The organism is Zobellia uliginosa (assembly GCF_018860745.1).
Lineage (GTDB): Bacteria > Bacteroidota > Bacteroidia > Flavobacteriales > Flavobacteriaceae > Zobellia > Zobellia uliginosa_B.
Genome location: NZ_JAHKPY010000006.1, coordinates 1 through 20,565, shown reverse-complemented (window position 1 = coordinate 20,565; position 20,565 = coordinate 1). Strand labels below are relative to the sequence as shown.

The 20,565-nt window shown below is 38.8% G+C and carries 8 protein-coding genes; 1 reads left to right on the top strand and 7 read right to left on the bottom strand.

Annotation, left to right across the window (positions count from 1 at the left end; translation table 11 throughout):
• Positions 1-12,387, bottom strand: coding sequence for a T9SS type B sorting domain-containing protein (locus tag KO521_RS10060; protein ID WP_252730001.1), 12,387 nt, complete (start codon positions 12,385-12,387; stop codon positions 1-3).
• 163 nt (positions 12,388-12,550) lie between these two features.
• On the opposite strand from KO521_RS10060, the gene KO521_RS10050 reads away from it, so the two are divergent.
• Positions 12,551-13,639: a hypothetical protein gene (locus tag KO521_RS10050; protein ID WP_215939796.1), complete on the top strand. Its 1,089-nt coding sequence runs from the start codon at positions 12,551-12,553 to the stop codon at positions 13,637-13,639.
• 57 nt (positions 13,640-13,696) lie between these two features.
• Here KO521_RS10050 and KO521_RS10045 read toward each other — a convergent pair whose 3' ends face one another.
• The 6 genes from KO521_RS10045 to KO521_RS10020 form a co-directional block, all read right to left on the bottom strand.
• A complete protein-coding gene (locus KO521_RS10045) occupies positions 13,697-14,755 on the bottom strand; it encodes a nucleoid-associated protein (protein WP_215939795.1) in 1,059 nt (352 codons plus the stop codon).
• 111 nt (positions 14,756-14,866) lie between these two features.
• Positions 14,867-15,361, bottom strand: coding sequence for a plasmid pRiA4b ORF-3 family protein (locus KO521_RS10040; RefSeq protein WP_215939794.1), 495 nt, complete (start codon positions 15,359-15,361; stop codon positions 14,867-14,869).
• A gap of 27 nt (positions 15,362-15,388) precedes the next feature.
• Positions 15,389-16,423 (bottom strand): COX15/CtaA family protein, encoded by a 1,035-nt coding sequence (locus KO521_RS10035; protein WP_215939793.1) that lies wholly within the window; start codon positions 16,421-16,423, stop codon positions 15,389-15,391.
• Between the two features lie 81 nt (positions 16,424-16,504).
• Entirely contained in the window at positions 16,505-18,433 is a 1,929-nt protein-coding gene (locus KO521_RS10030; protein WP_215939792.1) for an OmpA family protein, read from the bottom strand.
• Between the two features lie 2 nt (positions 18,434-18,435).
• A complete protein-coding gene (locus KO521_RS10025; RefSeq protein WP_215939791.1) occupies positions 18,436-19,374 on the bottom strand; it encodes a PorP/SprF family type IX secretion system membrane protein in 939 nt (312 codons plus the stop codon).
• A 15-nt stretch (positions 19,375-19,389) separates the two neighbouring features.
• A partial coding sequence (locus KO521_RS10020) for a gliding motility-associated C-terminal domain-containing protein (protein WP_215939790.1) occupies positions 19,390-20,565 on the bottom strand: 1,176 nt, incomplete at its 5' end.

Below are 20,565 nucleotides of genomic sequence, written 5' to 3'. Positions count from 1 at the left end.
TTATCTATATAAGGTGAAATGGCCAACGAACTCTCTTGTATCCGCTTCTCCATTTAATCTAATTACGTACCAATAATCCCCCGAAGGTAATTCTGATTTCTGATAGAATCCGCCCCAACCGTCTTCGTTGTCTCTAAACTTGTATACCGTGCGACCATATCTATCATAAATGCTAATAAAAATATCAGGATAGATTTCTATATTTTTTGGTTTCCAGATGTCATTTGCTCCATCACCATTTGGTGTAAAGAAATTAGGGATTTCAATATCTATGAACTCCATAAAAATACTTTGTGAAGTTTCACAACCGTTTTCATCGACAACAGTAACCAAATAGGTGTCTGTTTTAGTAATATAAAAAACGTTATCGGAACCATTATTGGTATCGCCAAAGTAGAAGGTATAATTTTCTCGACCTCCGGTTACGGTAGCCGTAATCTGGTTTATATTGGATTCTACTACAGTAAGCGACAATGGCTCAAAAGCCTCCACTTCAAAATCATAAGTGGCAATACAACCGTTAGCATGTGAAATGCTGATAAAATGGCTTCCTGCAGGTACATCCCTAAAGAAAGGGTTTAACTGCATTTCGGCAGGGTCTGTTGTATCTAATCCAAAAAGGACATCATCCTCTATGCTAGCATCATCAAGAACTATATTGATGTAGTTATTAGGCGTATTGCCGTTACATCCGTATACCGGCTCAACGAAAGCTCCTAAGTTAACCCCTGGATCAACAGTTACCGTAATGGTCTCTTCACAACCCTGCGCATCCTCAATATAGATGATATACAATCCAGCGGCCATATTGGTAAAACTTGTTCTGTCTTGCACAAAAGTGCTTTCATCTAGCAAACGAGTGCTATAAGGTGCAGTACCACCTGTAATGTTAAGCTCTATAGTACCATCTTCCTCGCCTATACAAATTTCCGGAGTAGCGGTAGCGATCACTTCCAAAACTTCCGGTTCCTCTATAGTAGCTTCTATAAGCTCAAAACATCCGTTTGAATCTTGTGCTATTATGGTATAATCACCAGGAGCTAAATCTTCAAAAGTATTGTCATCGCTAAAACGGTCTAGATTTGGAGATATGGCATATTGATAGCTATTTGATCCCCCTGTCATTACAATGGTAATACTACCATCATCCGCGCCATTACAAGTAACATCGTTAAACTCGCTATTGACCGTATCCATAACAAGTGGTTCGGGCTCAGTAATATTGATTTCGGCGGATATTTCCAAACAATCATCACTTTGTACTCTCACGAAGTAGGTACCTGCGAATAAATCGGTAAATAAGCCTGTTACTTGATTAGGTCTTATTTCATTTGTAAGAGCGGCATCTGAGAACAATGCGTATTGGTAATCTCCAAGTCCACCTTGGGCTTCCGCAACTATTACTCCGGTGCTTGCGCCATTACAATTGATAATCGGGTCAAGATTTTCAACTATAACTACAAGGTCTTCTATTGCATTGATTGTAATGCTGTTTGATAGTACGGAAATACAACCAAAACTATCTTGTACATAATACTCATAGGTACCGGCCGTAATTCCTGTAAACAAATGGGTGTTTGGCCCATTGGTCTCGTTCATAGCATTGAACGGAGCTACTCCCGTAGTACTCCACGTATATGGTCCTGTACCTCCTGAAGCAGTTAATAATAGTTCTGCATCGGACAAGCAGCTCAGTCTTTGTGAAGTTACTAGCTGTCCTTCTACTTCAGTAGGTTCAACAATCTCTACAATATTAGTTTCATCCGAACAATTTAGGTCGTCCAAAATGGTTACACTATAAAAACCAGATCCTAAGTTGGTAAATGTTGGTACGGTCTGAGGGTTTGAGGTCTGCAGCAGATTTGCTCCAGAAGCATCACTATCATAAGTTTTAAGAATGTATCTATAACTTGGTGTAGGGTTGCTAATTGTTCTTGAGGTAAATTCCGCAGTTATTTCTGCGTCCGTATCACCTTCACAAACCAATTCTCTAACAGATTGAATACTAGCGATAATCGGTTCAGGCGGAGACAGTACGAATGCATTTGTGAAAGTCTCGGTACAACCTAAATTATCCGTTACTTCTACACTATATTGGCCATCACTAAGACCTTGAAAAAGATTACTGTACACTTGTGTAGCAGTGTAGGAAGTACTTATACTGGTATTGGTCAAAACAATATCATAAGAACCTTCGCCACCAATAGGGGTAATATTAGCACTTCCCATATCATTGTTACAGCCAACGTCTCTAGTTTCTATAGTTGCCAATGTAATAGGTGCGCTAGGTGTTGTTATGGTAAACGCGCGTTCTTGGCTACATTCTGGGAAGCCAACTTGTTCAACTCTAACTATATAATTACCGGCCGCAACTGGAATAGCAGTAGTTGTTCCTGTACCTGTAAAGATACCTTCATCATCTATTCGTGTGGTTTCGGTTCCATCTGCATGGAAAACTTCCCAAGCGAAATTACCTGTATAGATAGCATCGGTAAAGGATAACTCTATACTTCCATCAGTTCCGTGACAAACCACATCAGATAGTTTATTTACGACAATATCAAAAGTATTAGGGTCTTCTACGGTGTGGGTTCGTGTAATTTCGCAGCCAGTGGTAATATTTCTTATACCTATGGTGTAATTACCTTCTAATCGATTTAAAAATAAATTTGACGGTTGGTATGTTGTAGAAGGCAAGATTCTAAATTCATAATTACTTAAATCAGAAGTGGAATCGGTAAAGGTACCGGTAACATCTATTCTTAAATCTTCCCCGCTATTCACACAGTCAATTTCACGAGTTACTACTACTGTGGCATCTACTAGCGCATCAAATGGATTTACTGAAACCGTTTGTTCTGCTGGACAACCTGCATCGTCATAAACACGTACGATTACATTGCCACCTGTAACATTTGTGTATTCATAGACCAAACTATTGCTGTCTTGAAGTACATTTAAAGTCGCGGCATCTAGGAATACGTAACGGTTGTAAGTACCACTTCCATTACTTATCGTACTTTGGTCTATTGTAATAGAAGCATTGTTTGTGTCATTGCCACTGGTACAGCCGAATTGTGATACGGCTGGTAGGGCAAAAGTAATTTGTGCGTTTTCGTTTACAGTAACATTTTGTATTGTAGAACATCCGTTGGGCCCAAGGCCAGTAACCACATAGGCATCGCCCGGTAAGTTGATGAACGATTGCGTAGAAGCGTCCCAAGATGCACCTGCTGGCATTGGTGTTAATGTATACGTTAATGGATTATTGCCATTATTGGTTTGAGTTAATTCAATACTACCATCATTTGCGCCTGAACAACTAACATCGGAAGGGTTAGGTGTAAAATCCGGTTGTATAGCTGTTGCTACATCCACTGTAAAAGTTCTACTACATTGTGGTGATGTCGTTCCTATATCATATACATTTACAGTATAGGTATCCGTGGCATCAATTGTAGCATTAAACGGACTTGTCGTTAATGCCTGACGGGCAACTTTGATTCCTGCGGAGCTATCCAAAATCTCAAACTCATAATTTCCTGAACCAGCAATAGCTTCAATAGCTATTTCTGCTTCATTACCGGCACCACAACCCAATTGTTTATCTAAACCTACGGTAGCCTGTAGGGTAGGGTGAACATCAATATTTTGAGTAGCGGCACAACCTGAGGCATCTTTAACAAAGACATCATAGTTATTAGCTGTTACAAAAGTAAATATGCCATTATTGTTTTCATAGGTAGTACCTCCATCTATAGAATAAAGGATTGTTCCAGTACCTGTAGCATTAACCGTTACTGTTGCATTTGTATCACAATTTGCGATCGCAACATCTACAATTACTGGTGCTGGCGTAAAGCTCATTGTAACATTACCAAGATTGTAGGAGCAGCCATATTGGTCTTCTACAGATACGTTATAAGATCCTGAGGGAGAATTAGCGGCAATTTCAATAGGGTTGTTACTAGTATTTGTTATAGTTGTAAACGGGGATGGACCTGTTACGGTAAACATATAGGTACCGCCACCACCTGTAACATTATCTATTTTGATTAAACCAGGGTTCTCACAGGATATATCTTGAATGGAATTAGGATTTCCTGAAATAGTATCCAGCTCATCTAAAATTTCGTTTTCACTAGCACTGATACATTGTTGTGTGCCGCCGCTATCTATTTGCCTAACTTCAATATAATATTCGTCAGGCGCCAAGTTCGTAATTGTTATGATATTGTTGTAGGGTACCGTACCTGCACTGTCTGTAATAAGCGTACCGTTAACATCATATAAAAACCATTCCATATTGGGTTCGGTAATACCGTCTTCGTCTACAATGGTATAGGTGATGGCACCATTATTAGAAGTGCTACAGGATGGGGTGATATCTGCGGTAATGGTCATTGGTAAGCCACCTGCAATCTCATTTACATTTACGGTACTTTGCCTTGTACAGCTAGGTGTATTACTATCTCTTACATAGAATACATAAGTTCTACCAGGAACCAAGTTTGTAAATTCATAGCTACCATGACCAGCTGAAACAGCACTACCGTCAAGATGAGTGCTTCCACCAACGAACCATGTTGCTGTTGAAGCGTCAAAATTTGCTGGGTCATTGGAGAATGAATATTCGTATCCCGGTATTCCCTCGCCACCTTGTACTTCAACTTTTAGCTCATCGCAGTTTTCAACTACGGAAGAGGTGGTTATATCCAAATCATCTAAAGGATAAGGTATGATCTCTCTTGGAAGATCTGTTTGACATATTAAGTTACTACTGCCATCTACCGTACGTAAAGAAGGATAAACTTCATCACCAGAGGCATAGCCTCTAAAAATAGTTGATGATTGCCAGGTCGTACCTCCATCAGCACTATATTCTATGGTTCCGGTAAGGCCAGTAGTAACACTAGTAAAATCGAAACCAAATTCAGCAGCTCCTCCTGTACAGTCATTTGCATATGCCAATACGATTACAGAAGTGAGTTCATCTGGTTGGTTTATAACCACTGTTTCATCTTCTGAACAACCGGCATCATCCGTAATAATGACGTCATAGGTACCTGGAGCAAGATTGTAATATGTCTTGGTGCTACCAATAACATTAAGATCTACCTGATCGGGTGTACCATTAGTCATATCTACTAAACGGTAATCAAAAGGTGAAAGTCCATCAGTAATATTTACTGCAATACTTCCGGTTCCATCATGACAATCAGGATCAGTTGGTACGGCAGTTACTGCCAATACAGGGTTAGCTGAAACGGTCTCCGTTACTGTTGTTCCACAGGCATCTGTACCATTTGCTTTATCTCTAACATATATGTCGTAATCGCCTACATCTGCCAAAGCAATAGTTACTATATTGGTAGATGAGAAGTCACTATCAGTTACTGTATTTCCTGAAGGGATAAAAGCATATACAAAATTACCGTCGCCACCCGTGGCATTGGCTGTTAGCGAACCAGAAGCACAAACGCTTGCATTTGTAACCGCTACGCCCAAAGTAACAGCGGGAGCAATTGTAATAGTTTGAATTCCTGAGGTACAACCGTATTGGTCCATTACTTCTATATCATAGGTTCCTTCGGATAAATTATTAAAAGTAAAAGCAGTTGCATTTACAGGAGTGGGAGTTTGATATGCCCCTGTACCCAGCTTAAAAGTGTAGTTTCCATTTCCGTCTGCTACCGTTGCGGTAACCGTTCCGTTACTTAGTCCATCATAACATTGCGTAGCGGTTAGGTCTACTGCAATTGGGGTAGGGGCAGTAACATTAATTGGTGTGGTAGATAAGATTTCACAGCTATTCTGATCGGTTATCCTTACCAAGTAATCGCCAGCTGGTACATTTAAGAATTGAGCAGAAGTACTGAAGGCTCTTGCAACAGTGCCGTCAGTTAGTTCTAGTTGATATTCATAACCAGGTGTACCCTCCGTAGCCGTTGCTTCTAATGTGGCTCCTGTGTTGTAACAAGTAAACTCTGCCATTTTTTGCAAAGTTGCCGTTAATGCATTTGGCGAGGTCAACGTTACCGTAGTTGCTGAGGTAGCGGTACACGTATTATCATCAATTTTTTCTACTTGTATCTCATAAGTGCCATCACCTAGTGTGGCAGTTGTAGTAATTGGAGAAGTGGTTTCGATAACCCAATTTGTACCACCATCAACAGAATATCGATATCCAAAAGCAGGGTCAAAATTTTTAACTTCAAAACGGATACTACCGTTATCACTTCCATTACAGCTAGGGTTTGTGCTTCCTAAGATATTTACTTCAAAAGCTTTACCTGTTTCCACGGAAACTGTAATATCTTGGGTTTCTTCACATATTTCAGGAATTTGAGTTGCCTGAATATCATCTAGAACTAAGAAATTTCCGTCATCGCTATCTAGGTTGGTACGTAACAGAACCCCCGCAACTGTATTAGCTCCTGGATTAAAGGTAACCTCCCTTAAGTGCCAGTCGTTTGCATTGTTGTTCTGAGGGATAGCCATTGTAGCCTGACTATTGATTACATTTCCAGAAGCATCAACTAACTCCACCAATACTTCAGGGTCGCGACCAGGTGTACCATCTATTTGTATGTTGTACGCATAAAAAGAAATCGTTATATCTTGATTAGCAAGTACATCTAATCCTGTTCTTGACCATATGATATTGTTATTTCCAGCGGATGTGCTTACACCTATAGCCATAAATCTACCGTTAGTTAAACCAGTATGGTCATCAGGGCTTCTCCATGTTGCATTAGGATTGGTTATTCTATTAGTAACCGCATATTCAGCATTTACCAAAATACCTGCAGGACCTAAATTACAGTCTGTGTCCGTACCATCTTGCGGTTCATAACAATATCCAGGTCCAACTTCTGCAATTTGAGTAGTAACCCCGGTTCCAAAGTTTTCCAGGAATAAAGTGCTCTGGTCTGTGGTAATTGTACTTGTATATCCAATAGTTAACGTTTGTGTACCTGTAGCTACATTATTAAAAATATTGCTGTCCGCAGGGGAATTGTCTGCCCCGTTTAATTGATAGGTATATGAGAAATCCGTTGTATTGGAAGGTGTGATAGTAATTATTCCATTACCATCACAAGCGTATGTAATAGCATTATCAAAACTGGGGTCTACGGTTTTGCTTGGTACCGTAATTTCTAGGTCCGTTTCACAACCCAAAGCATCTTTTACCGCCAACTGGTGAGTACCTGCAGCTAAACGTTGTTCATCAATTAGATTAAAAGAACTACCACCATCAAAACTATATTCATAAGGCGCTTGACCTCCGGAAGTATTTAGAATCTTAACCAGGGCGGTAGGGATTGCAGCTCCAGAAGTGTCACAGGAAGTATCTTCGATTATGGCAGGCGAAGCCGTAAGTCTAAATGGCTGAACAACCTCATAGGTGATAGATTCCTCACAACCAGTTCCACTGGTACCGCTAGAGTCCATTACGGTAATCGTGTAATGGCCCGCGGCTATATTATTAAAAAAGTTTTCCGTTTGATAAGTAGTTCCGTTATCCAGGCTGTATTGGTAAGGCGCGATACCGCCGGTAGCGGTAATTGTTAATACAGATGTAGACGAATCGGCACAGGTAATAGCGGAATTGGAAGCCGTAATGCTCACTGTACCTAAATCTTCCATACGTACGGTGTTAGATAGTCCAAAACAGCCGTTAGCATCTTTAATTACAAAAACATAATCTCCTTCTTCACCGGGAACGTAGGTAGAAGGGCTACCTTCATAACCAAACAAAAATGTAGTATTCGGAGTAAAATCCGCATCAGGAATAGTAGATTCATCAGCATATGGTGCTATACCATCTTTGCTGTAAATGGCAAACTCATAATCTGTTGTTCCTCCTGATGGTGTTAGGTTAATTACACCAGGGTTACACGTAATATCGTTTTGTGTAGCTGCCGTTAATTTCAACTCGGGTATTTCACCTACGGTTATGGTGCGTTCGTCTCTACAACCATCTACAGTGGTGGTTACTATTACATAGTCATTTGCCGCGAGACCAGAGAAAGTATGGGTGTTATCTGAAGAAACCAGATTGTTGGCAACTAATGAACCTGCGTTTCCGCTACCATCATCCAAAAAGAGTTCATAACTGTATTCCGGGGATACGTTCAATGCTTGAATACCAATAGTTCCTGCGTCATTACAATCAAAAGGAGTAGTGGTAGGGGTAACGTCGAAAATTCTTTCTGAAATACCTGTTTCTTCCGTTTCGAATACACAACTATTAGCTATTGGAGCGCCGGTTGATGGGTCAAGTTGTGTTACCTGAACTTTATATGTCCCACTAGTAGCAATATCAAAAATTGGACCTTGACCAGCACTGAAAGGAACAGCAATAGTATTGTTTTCTACATCAAACAATTGATACCCGTAACCAGATCCTAGATCTACTACTCTAATTGAACCATTTGTATTACAGATAATGTCTGTGGATGTCGGGGTTGGAATATCTAGCGTATTCTGGTAAGCATTAAAATAGAATCTGCTAAAACATCCGCCTTCATAGCCAATTACTACTCTAAATTTACCACTCTCTGTAATTGTAAAATTGTTTTGAACGGTTTCTTGGGACCAAGTCCAATTACTATCCGTATTGGCACAATCATCGCTGACCGGACCACAAGTAGCTTCATTACAACTGCTTTCGTCAAGCTTTTCCCATGTAATGCTCTGCGCATCCGTAATTCCTAATTGTATAAAAGCACTATCACTTGTACCACAAAGGAAGATGTTAGGCATTGAGTTACCATCTATAGAACAGGTAACAATTTCACCTTGAATGTCATTATCAGGATTGCTATCGCCATTAACTTGGTTAAAATAGGCTATAATCGGGTTGGTCTGTGTATCTCCATAACGCTCAACATTAATAAGTTCTGTATGGTTGGAGCAGCCATTATTTGCTGTTTTTTCAACTATATAATTACCAGCGGTAGTAATAACCATAGTGCTTGGGTCACTATCGGAATCACCATCGTTTAACATCGTATCTCCTGAATCAATTGATCCATTATTATTATTGTCAATAGCCCAGTTGTAGGTGTTAAAGCCGGAACCAGCAGTAAGTGTGGCATCTGTACCACAAAGTTCTACCGTACGCGCTACATTACAATTTGTTAATGCATCCGATACGTTATTTGTTGCTACCTCTAAGGTAGTTGTACAGGCGCCGGCAGGGTTACTGCCGTCCTCATCAGAAAAAGTGTTGTTATTTAATGTGCCTTGATAGCTTGCAAGAGCATTATTTTCTAATTGAGCGGCACAGGCCGCAACAAATTCAGAACAGTCACCTGAGATTGAGACTGTAATTTCAATTTTATATTCAGGGTCACCAACTTCTACTAAATTGTTAGGTATAGTAAAATTTATAGTTTGCGTACCTACGTCGTATGTATTTGTTACTCCTGGAGCATTATCAATATTGATATTATTTAAGGTAACGTTATTGGGTAGAACATCTTCAATAGTAAAATTGGTAGCATGATCATCACCGGTATTTTGAAAACGTAATACATAATTAAAAGTATCACCTAAGTTCACATCTTGCCCGTTTATATCTGTACCGCTCAATAACTCAGAAGTATTGCCCAAAACAATGACCGGAGCATATACTTGGTTGTAAGATGCAGCATTTACCGTACCATCTGTTGGGTCAACTACTGGAACTCCTGTTCCATACTCCATTCCATCGCCACCATCGGCAGTATCATCTTTATAAAATTCGTTTGCATCGCTACATCCATCGTCGTCACTATCCAAATCCAAAGAGTCTGGGTAGCCATCATTATCGGTGTCGCAACCTGCAGTAAGAAGTGTACCGCGCAGTACGGTTGGGCCTCTTAGTTCTTGATCTATAGTAACTGAATTCGTCCCGGATGTGTTCCATGAAATAGTATTTGCAGCGGTGTCCAAAAGCATGGGTTCCAATATGCCTCCAGTAGTTCTCTTGGCAAATAATTCAAAAGCGCCATTTTGATTGATGATTACGCGCATTACCGGATCACCAATAGATCCGCTAATGGTCCAGACACTAGGGTTACCATCTGTACCGTGCATGGTGCCATCTAAAAACCGAGCATTGTTTCCCGGTACACTATTTTCTAACTGAATTTCTCCGGCAACATCATTACCATTAATGGCAATTGTAAATGAATTGTCTATCTCATATAAGTCTAATATTAAATAGTCATTAACACTCAACAAATCACTTGTGACCGAATTTCCATTAGAAATGCTTACAGAAAGTGTATCACATTCATCTTCATCATATATACCATCATTATCATCATCCAAATCAACAAGGTCGTTTACACCATCGTTGTCAAAATCGTTATGGATTAAGATATGGGCAGACGGGGTATCTTCCGTTATGTTGGCATCTACTTGATCTTGTGTGTTGTATGCGGTATTGGTTAAGCTCAATAAAGGTAAAGTGTCTATTTCATCAGCAGTTACCTCTAGCGTTAAAAATGCAACCTCACCAGGAGCCAATGTCCCAACATTCCATACCGATCCGTTCCAAGAACCTTTAATGGTATTGGCATTTACTAAGGTTAGTCCTGCAGGAATATTATCGGTAATCTGTAAATTGGTAATATCTCGGAAATATAAATTTTCTGTTCTAATGGTAAAAGTTGCCGTATCACCTTCATTGATTTCAGGTTTATCTACTGTTTTTTTAATTAAAACGTCTGGTTCACAATAGAAGACGGTAATAGATTGCGAGTCATACGTACAAGGACCTTTGGTGCCTCTAACAAAATAGTCTCCGGCTACGGTTGCAGCATAATCAAAAGCGTTAGCTCCAGGAATGATTTCTCCATCAAAAAACCACTGGTATGCATCAAAATTATCATCTGACGCCTCAAAAATACTGGAACCTGCAAAGCAATCCCCAACAGTACCGCCATTGATTTCCAGCCTTACTTCCGGCACGGTGTCAAAACCTGAAAAATAACCGGCTACACCTTGAGCGCCGCTATACCCAAAAAAACCAATGGCCATAGGGCCGGTAGATGTCACACTGATATTCCCGTCTAGGTTAGGTATAAAAAATGTTTTCCAGTCGGCAGAACCTGCTACAGGGTCAGAAGCAGGTTTACTAATCTCAACTCCGTCTTGGAATACTTTAACGTTACTGTCAGGAGTGTTTACTGATGCCGTAATTGTTAACCCACCTGTTACAATACTTCCGGCAATGTTCCGAATATCGGGAATATTGTCCATCTTGTCAGGTAAAAGACAGTTTACGGGAGCTACAAAGTTTAGTCCTTGCGTATAAAAAGCACTTGATCCCGCTACACACTGATAGGCGTATGCATTTTTTGATGTACGTACGTACATGTTGGCCCCTACCGTATTTGAGGAATATCTATTACTTGGGACTTGATAATAATCACCATTATTAATTGTAGCTATAGGAGTTGTATCTGCTCCTACAAATATTTGTGTATTATCGGCAGTAGCTATAATCAAAGGAAATTCAGTTTCCCCGCTGGTTCTACCATTACCTCTAATGAAAATATATTCTTTACCGAGTTTGTTTTCAGGAACAGGTTGGTCAATACCTGCATCACGGTTTCCACTACCAGCTTGTCTACCAAAGTTTATAGAACCGTTACTAATAACTATATCTTTATTGGCTACGATAGAAGCACCAATCCAACCATCTTCATGCGCTGGAGTAGGAGCCGTGCCTATATAGGTTTCGTATACAAAAGATTCATGTCTGTTTAGTGTAATGGTATGCGAATTTGCTGTAATACCGGCTCTATCGGCACCCACTCTAAATTCGCAACCTGGATCATAACCGGATAAGGTAACTGTAGTATTATCTTCAGTGGCCATTATACCCAAGGTGTTGGATTTAGATATTTGCGCTCCCAGGTTAGGAACACCACCCCATTTAAAATTTGTACCCAAGGCTTGTCTGCCCTTTGCAGTTAATGATGCGGCTTGTGCAGGAGATTTACCCCTATAGTTCACATAAAAATCCTCTCCACCAGGGGCTTCGAACCGTAAGCCACTATTGGTAAGTACTACTCCGGTGTTATTGTTATCCACCAAAGTAATATTGTTATCCCCGTTCCCTAAGTTCCAAACTGCAGGATTTAGATTGTCAATGGTAAAAGTCTGTATAGCTGTGGGGTTTGTTCCGCGATAGACCCTTACTTGAAAAGGTGTGGTTTCTGGAGTTGATAGATGTACGGCCTGGTATTGTATACCCGCGTTATTTTGACCCTGCTTCAATGGTGGCAAATAATGTAAATCACTTAATTGCGAAAACCCGGAAAATCCGGTAAATGCTATAAGGATAATAAGAAATCCTTTTAAGTAGATTTTAAATAAGTTATTCATTGGTATGGTTTGAAGTGGGATAACAATCAAAATAACTAAGGATTAGTCTTCTAGCTAAATAAATGTTGTCAACACACTGAAATATGTTGTTTTACGTGTAAATTGTACATACTTGAGATAGATTATTACGATGAAATGTTTATTTTGTAAGTAAATTTGATGTATGTCAGAAGAGCGATTAATGTCTAAGAAAAAACCGGCCTATCCGGTCTGTAAGAAATTAGATCAATATTTAGAGCACTACAGTAGAAAGACAGAAATACCTATTTTCTATGATGATTTGTTGCGGTTTGCAGGCTCAGTAGTAGTTTATGATGACGATGATGTTGATACCTTATGGGTTCGTGTATATTATTCTGAGTTTGATCGAATAGAAATCGATAATAGTCTTAAGAAAGTATATTCCATACTTCTTTCTGATGGTAATGAGAATATTCACAAGTACCTAAATGTAGATTCAGTAGACTTTTGCACTTTTGGTAACTCCAAACCTTTTCGGATTAAGGTCAGAAATATTTTGAATGATAACTTTACATATTTCTATGTAAAAAAAACCGATGCTTCGCGTATTTATGGGTTGGAACTGGAGCACATGCTTTCCCCTTATAATCTTCACTTTTTGGTGTATAAAGACACTTTGATCGAGGAGCATATTGCAGGTATTCCTGGAGACGTATTTATAAAGGATATGTTGCCCAATTGTACTGAAACCGAAAAATCGCAATTGGCAAAAGGGTTCGTTAAATTCAATGAACGTTGTATGATACGCTTGTTAGGGGATATGCGCTCTTACAATTATGTGATAGTACCAGTACACGATTTTGACCATGTGGTGTATCGTATACGGGCCATAGATTTTGATCAGCAGTGTTTTGAAGGAAAGTTAAAAGTATACAGGCCCCAATTTTTTAAGGAAAACTACCAAATGGTAGAGTTGGTCAGAAAAAAATTGACAAGAGACTCTATAGACCAGTATAAATTAGAGGAAAGGTCTATTGTAGCTAAGCGCATCTTAAGTTCTGGTGCTCGTATAAAACGTTTGATCGCTATTGCCAAAAAAGATCATATTTCCACTCCGGAAAACATAGAAATACTGAAAGATGCCATTTATGAATTGACACTTGACATGCAATTCAAAAAAGCAAAAACAATGGGAGAAATTTTAGGATTGGCCTTGAATTTTGTTCGACGTAATTACGAAGATGTGAGTATGAAACAAATATTGGAACAAAATATAAAAATGGACCGATAGAATTAGCCAAAAGGTGTTCATAAAGTTTACTTTTTAAACACCTTTTGGTATAAAATATTAGTTCTTTTCTTCTTTATTGAAATATACCAAGTAATAGTACATTTGGCGCTCTTCATCCCAACCTTTTTCCACAAATTTTTCAGCAGATTCCGGGTTAATGAAATCCAACTTAATTTGTATGTTGGTATCAAGGTTTATAACGTTCTTGATTTTCTTTCGAGCATCGGATACAGCTTTATTGGCAATGTCAAAATTAGACACGTCTTCAATACTGAATTTGGGCCCTTTTTCGGTCTTGTAATGCTTGAATTCAGGTATCAATTCAGGGTTTTCCATTACTTCGTTCAAAAAGCTGGTTTCTTCAAACTCATCGTTCTTGGCAAAGTGGTTAACGGCACGGTTCATGAAAAGAACTTCCTGCTGCTTGTCTTCAGCGGGCAACACTACATCTTTAGCAAAATTCTGACAAAATTTCAAGTAGTTTTTAGTGTAAAAATTTTCATCTGCAAGAGCGTCTACTTCCAAGAAATTTTCAAGCCAATATTTAGTATCGTATCGGTTACTATCCACAGATAGAACTTTATAACCTTCCTCTTTGTTTACATTAAAAATAAGACAACCTTTATCTAATTTATTGATGTTTATTCCTTGCTGAATAACGATGTCCAAGTTGCTTCCTTTTTCTTCAAATTGAAGAAAATCATGTTTCAGCTCACTCTTAAAAATACCAACAGCCTCTGTCTTCACATTATCCAGCATAACATTGCTTAAATGAGCCACATAAACCTCTCCACTTTTGATGTGTGGGTGGTTGGATTGTTCAAAAAGGTGCTGAGCAATTTTTTTAGAGTTAAGGTGCATGCTCTCCGGATCAGCAAAAATGTCCGAAACTATTTTATAGAGCTCATTGAACTCCACATCCACATCATTCACAAGCTTAAAATAATTCTCTTCCTTTTCGCGAAAAGGCTTAAAGAAATATTCCTTTAAAAGACCGGTTGTTTCATCGTTTAAAGAGAAGGGTTCTTCAGAAAGAAAAATACCTTCACTTTTATTTTTGTTCCCCACACGATGCAAGGAAATAGTTTCGATTTGGGTAGGGTAGAGGTTAATCATAATTCAATAGCTGTTTTAAATTCTTTGTAGAATGCAAGTTGCTGGTAATCAGAGTGCTAAATAGAAGGGTGGTAATGAGTTTGTATAAGTTTCGGGTAAAATGATTACGATTTAATTCCAGTTTTCATCAAAATCCAGGTCATCGTAATTTTCAAAAGTATCGTCAAAATCAACATTGGGTTTAGATTCAAAATTCTTCTCCGGTGGTGTTTCAGGAAGCTCTCCAAAACTAAATAGCAGGTTAGGATAGGTAATGCCTGGTTCGTGTTCAACAATATCGGCTAATTCCACATAGAACGTCCACATGCTCAGAAAATCATATACGTAGATAAGCTTTGGGCTTTCTTCGGTCATAACTTCCTCTAGAAAGGTTTCGTTCATCAACCTTACATCTGATCCATTATCGCTCATATCAAAAAGAGCAATTTCTTCATCTTGGTTCCACTCTTCATCACAGGTATAAAAAGAGGCCATTTCATTACCTAAAAATCCAAAAGATTGAGCAATAGCATTGTGAAATTCTTCCATAGAAGTACCCGCCTCTATCTCAAGGTCTCGGAATATATCTTCTTTGGCATCTAAAATGATCCGTATTTTGTAAATCATAACCGCAATTTTTAAGGGTGGACAAAGTTACAAAGATTTATAGCTTCTTTTGGTACTTATAGCTTCTAAAAGCAAATAAAACTGAACCCCAAAAAGTAAGCTGGCCAATACCAGATGTATAGGTTGGGAAGCAAACGGAAAATGGAAGTAATACATGGCAATACCGGAGACAGCTTCAATAAACAAAAATAGCAATACCCAATTAATTTTAGGAAAATCAAGTTTGTATTTATAAATACGCTGGGCTAGAAAAATGTTTAGCAATACAATAACAATTGAAAAGGAACGGTGTACGTAAAATTGCCAATCAGCATTGGCCAGCCATAGTTTTTTGGAAGCATTTCCAAGAACATCCATTTGGTCATCTACATATTGCCTTACTTGCGTGCCTAGAACCACCTGTATAAGGGTCATTACAAGTACAAAGGCGAGTAGTGGTATTATATCTTTGTACGTCTTTGGATTTTGACTAGTGACTTTAGTTAGATGAATTATATACAGAAGAAATGCCACAATTACTAATGCCATTACCATATGGACGGTGATTTTGACAGGTTCTAAGACCGAATAAACAACAGTTGCGCCTAGCCATGCCTGAAACCCCATTCCAAAGACTACCAGCCATGACAAGATGGTAATTTTCTTATTCGTTTTAAACAAGCGAATAGACATTACGGCAAGAATAAGAGTAGCTAGCCCTGCCAAGGCACCCAACAAGCGATTAATATATTCGATCCACGTATGCGCTGCATTAAATTGAGCATAATCATGCTTCGTGTAAGTTTGCCATTTGGCCTTATTAAAGGTAGAAGCTGTTTTAAAGCTTTCCGATGCAACCTGGAGTGTCTCGTTTACTATGATAATCTGACCTTTTTTAATATCAGTATCAGGTTTCCACTGTAATTCTGAAATTTCTGTTGGCGGAATGTAGTGGCCAAAGCATTTAGGCCAATCCGGGCAGCCCATACCACTACCAGTACCTCGTACTACGGCACCTGCAATGATAACTAGGTAAACGAGTGCCAAAGCAACTTTTGCAACCTTCCTAAAATTGTTCTGCATAGCGAAATTTCCTTTATGCAAAAATAAGGCTCCTAGAAGAATTTTAGTAATCGAAAAGGTATTTCTTGAATAGGAATATCGTTATTTTTCAATCACAATGAATTCAGAACGCCTATTTAATCTATGTTCGTTTTCAGAACAGCGTATACCGTTGGCACATTGATTTAATAGTTGTGTTTCTCCATATCCTTTACCCGAGATTCTTGAGGGGTCAATACCTTTTGATGTAATATATTCTACCGTTCTCATAGCCCTTCGTCTTGATAACCATATATTGTAATCATCTCCTTCCCGGCTATCGGTATGGGAGCCTACTGCGATTTTTATATCCGGCCTTCTACTCATGTAATCTACTACTTTATTAAGCTCGGGATAAGCACTTTTATTAATATAGGAGCTGTTTAAATCAAAGTAAATAGGGGTTAGTTTTAATACCTTGACTAAATCGGAACCCACATCAACCACCTTTTCGGATTGCTCTAGTTCTAAACGGGTATTATTGATTTGTTTTTTATCACTAGTGGTAAGCATATAAAGGCTTCCTACTTCATAACCTTCTTTTGTTCCAGAAAGTTGATACTGTTTTTCTTGGCAGGGAATTCTAATCGTGTAAGAACCATCTGAAGCTGTTACGGTTTCTTCTAATTTTTGTCCAGTATAGTCCAAAGCTTCAATGCGAGTTTCAGCTAGTGGTACGTCAGAATCTTTATCATAGGCGTGCCCCTCAATAAAAGTAAAGCAATCCATATCGCTTCGTTTTAGGCTGTAAATATCATCGCTGCCTTTCCCTCCTTTTCTATTGGAGGCAAAATAGCCGACTTCTTCAGAAGAATCCATGACTAGAGAGAAATCATCTTCTGAACTATTAATGGGACTTCCTAAGTTGGTAACTTTACTTTCCCCGTCTAAATCTATCTTAAAAATATCCAGACCTCCAAGACCGGGATGTCCGTTAGAGGCAAAGTACAATAGGTCTGAATCTGAGATAAAAGGGAAGGTTTCTTTTCCTTCCGTATTAATAAGGGTTCCCATATTTACGGGTTCGCCAAAGCTGCCATTAGATAAAACGGATACTACGTAAATATCGGACGCTCCCATACCTCCGGGCATATCCGAAGCGAAATAAAGTTTAGTTCCATCTTTACTTAGAGAGGGATGGGCAACAGAGTAATTGGTGCCGTTAAAAGGAAGGTCTTCAGGTTCTGTCCATGTATTACCTTCTTTAAAAGATCTATAGATTTTTAGTCTGCTAATTCCGTTTTTATCTCTTTTAAATCCATTTTTAGAGAAGTTGTTCCTAGTGAAATAAATGGTTTCCCCATCATTTGAAAAAGTTGTGGAGGATTCATTGGCCTTTGTGTTCAGAAGAGGGGAGAGTCCGGAAATTTCACTTATATTTTCTTCTTCCGTGATTTTTGATTGATATAAGTTGAGGTAAGGCAGTTTGTTATATTTCTGGGTTTCAAGATCTCTTGAAGTCGTAAATACCAAGTTCTTTGAGTAATAGGAGGGGGCAAAGTCAGACTCGGGTGAATTAATTTCAGTTAAATTTTCTATGGTATATTGTTCTTTTGGAATCTGAATCTCTTTTAAGTAATTAACATTACCCGTATATAATTTGGCGCGGATATCGTTGGTTTTAACCTGTTTGAATTTTTCCATCCATTCATTGGATTCATCATACCTTTTAATGGACTTTAAAGCTAGTGCATATCTATAAAGGTAGTCAGGGGATACAGCCACTTCATCATTTTCCAAAAGCTTTTCATACCAAAATGTAGCTACATCGTAATTGGCGGTATGGTAATTGGCATTTCCTAGTTTTTTGTGTATGGTAATTTCATCATACCCTTTTTCCAATAGACTGGAGTAGGACTCAATATCTTGCATATAAGCGTAATGATCAAAATTATCGGCCTCCGCTGCTTTTTTCTTATTTTGAGAGAAACAGGAGGTATACCCTATGGTAACTAAGAGCAGTAATAGCAGATATGTAGGTTTTAGGCTCATATCTAAAAGAATCTAGGGGTTAGGTCAATTTTGTTGTTCTTGAAAAATTCATATCTTAAGAATATTTCAAAAGAACCATCATTAAACTGTGAGCCGCCTAATGATGAAACTTCTCTGTCATAGGCAAGGCCAAGCATGAATTGTCTGTTCATCTGAAAACCGAAAAGAGCACTCACTGCAGCATCTAACCGATAGGCCGCACCCAAAGTAAATTTTTCGTTTAATAAAAAATTGGCAGAAAGGTCTACCTGAAGTGGTGCACCGAGAACAGCTTTTAAAAGATATGCAGGTTTGAATTTCAATGAAGGGTTCAAATCAAAAACATATCCTGATATTAGATAGAAATTCATGCGTTCAGAAGCTATTACAGAACCTTTATCATCTGGATTTTGGAAATGTTCTGTCTCTAAAAGACTAGGAGCGGAGAGACCAATATAGAACTTGTTAGAGTGTAAGTATACTCCGGCTCCAATATTTGGAGAAAACTTTTTGTACAACTCTTGTTCTACAGATGGAGCCAAACTAGCACTGTAATTTCTTAGTTTATTGAAATCTATATTTAAAAGATGTCCTCCAGCGGATAGACCAAATGATAACTCGTAATTCCTAGAGATAGGTATGCCGTACGAAAAGGCAAGATCAAAACTTGTATTTTGGTTGGTATTATTTCCTATTTCATCATGAACGATTGAAAATCCTATCCCCATTTTATTTTTATACGGACTTTGAATAGTAAAGGTTTGTGTGCTGGGAGCACCATCCATTCCAACCCATTGCGAACGATGTAAAAGCGAAACACCAAGAATATCCCTAGAACCGGCATAACCAGGATTCACCGTCAATGTATTATACATATATTGAGTGAATTGGGCATCCTGTTGCCCGAAGCAAAATTGCATCGTCAGAAATAAAAATAATATTTTCGGTATTATACCTTTCATGCTTATTATTGCTCTTTAATCTTGTAAATAGAGATACCCTTCTTTAAGTTTATCTTCACCTTTTGCTACGTATTTAATTTTATAGAAATACACTCCTGAAGGAAGTTTTTGATTTTCAATAATTGTTATTCTCCCTTGCGATAGGCCTGTGAAAGCATTACTTTCATTATCGTACTTGGAAGATTCCCAAACCAAGATACCCCATCTATTGAATATTTCTACCTGATGCTCTGGATAACGGTCAATGTTGATGATCCTGAAATTTCCGTTTAAAATATCGCCATGTTTTACCAAGTCTAATTCAACGAATAATTCACATGAAATATTAGCGGGAGGAGTTCCTCCAATAGAATCACAAGGGTCAAGCGGATCGGTATTGTCCATCACTTCTTGTCCATCATTTATCGTATCACCGTCGGTATCAGGGTTGGTAGGGTCGGTTCTCTTATCTATTTCTTGTTCGTTTGTGAGGTTGTCCATATCACAGTCCGCATCATTCCAGATTCTACTTGGAGTAAGGGTTTGGCTTTCTAATAAGAAATCGCAATTGTCTAATGGGTCTGTATTATCAGAAACTTCTTTTCCGTCGCTAACACCATCACCATCAGTATCCGGATTCATAGGGTCAGTTCCTAGTAAAGCTTCCTCTTCTTCAGTAAGACTATCATTATCACAATCACTAGCAGGTAAGGGTGTTCCTCCAATAGAATCGCAATCATCAAAAGGATTGGTGTCATCCAGTATTTCATAACAGTCCAATATGGTATCCCCGTCAGAATCAAGATTAGAAATATTAACTGTGACAGTTGAAGAGGATTCGTTTCCGCAAATGTTACTAGGAATGGTATAGGTGTAAACTCCGGCATTGGCACCTTCGGGATTTGGGAACCACCTACCTCGTTTATCATCTGTTCCTAAGACTGAAAATAACTGGTCTTGGGTAACGGTGGAATTGGGGCATATGGTGAGTGTTGTATTTGTTCCCGCGTTGGGTTGGGTTTCTTCATTAACGGTGACAACTGATGTATCATTATTGCACGCGATGCCTAGTACGGTATAGGTATATGTTCCCGCACCTGCCATTGCGGGTGACCAGGTCCCACCTAGGTCAGGAGTGCCTCCGAGTTCATTAAAAAGTTGTACTTCGGTTACGGTCTCTCCAGCACAAATGGTCAAAGCGCCATCGGTTCC

Excerpts from the sequence above, each read along its gene's own strand:
- KO521_RS10060 (WP_252730001.1), bottom strand. The coding sequence starts at position 12,387 with ATGAATAACTTATTTAAAATCTACTTAAAAGGATTTCTTATTATCCTT.
- KO521_RS10050 (WP_215939796.1), top strand. The coding sequence starts at position 12,551 with ATGTCAGAAGAGCGATTAATGTCTAAGAAAAAACCGGCCTATCCGGTC.
- KO521_RS10045 (WP_215939795.1), bottom strand. The coding sequence starts at position 14,755 with ATGATTAACCTCTACCCTACCCAAATCGAAACTATTTCCTTGCATCGT.
- KO521_RS10040 (WP_215939794.1), bottom strand. The coding sequence starts at position 15,361 with ATGATTTACAAAATACGGATCATTTTAGATGCCAAAGAAGATATATTC.
- KO521_RS10035 (WP_215939793.1), bottom strand. The coding sequence starts at position 16,423 with ATGCAGAACAATTTTAGGAAGGTTGCAAAAGTTGCTTTGGCACTCGTT.
- KO521_RS10030 (WP_215939792.1), bottom strand. The coding sequence starts at position 18,433 with ATGAGCCTAAAACCTACATATCTGCTATTACTGCTCTTAGTTACCATA.
- KO521_RS10025 (WP_215939791.1), bottom strand. The coding sequence starts at position 19,374 with ATGAAAGGTATAATACCGAAAATATTATTTTTATTTCTGACGATGCAA.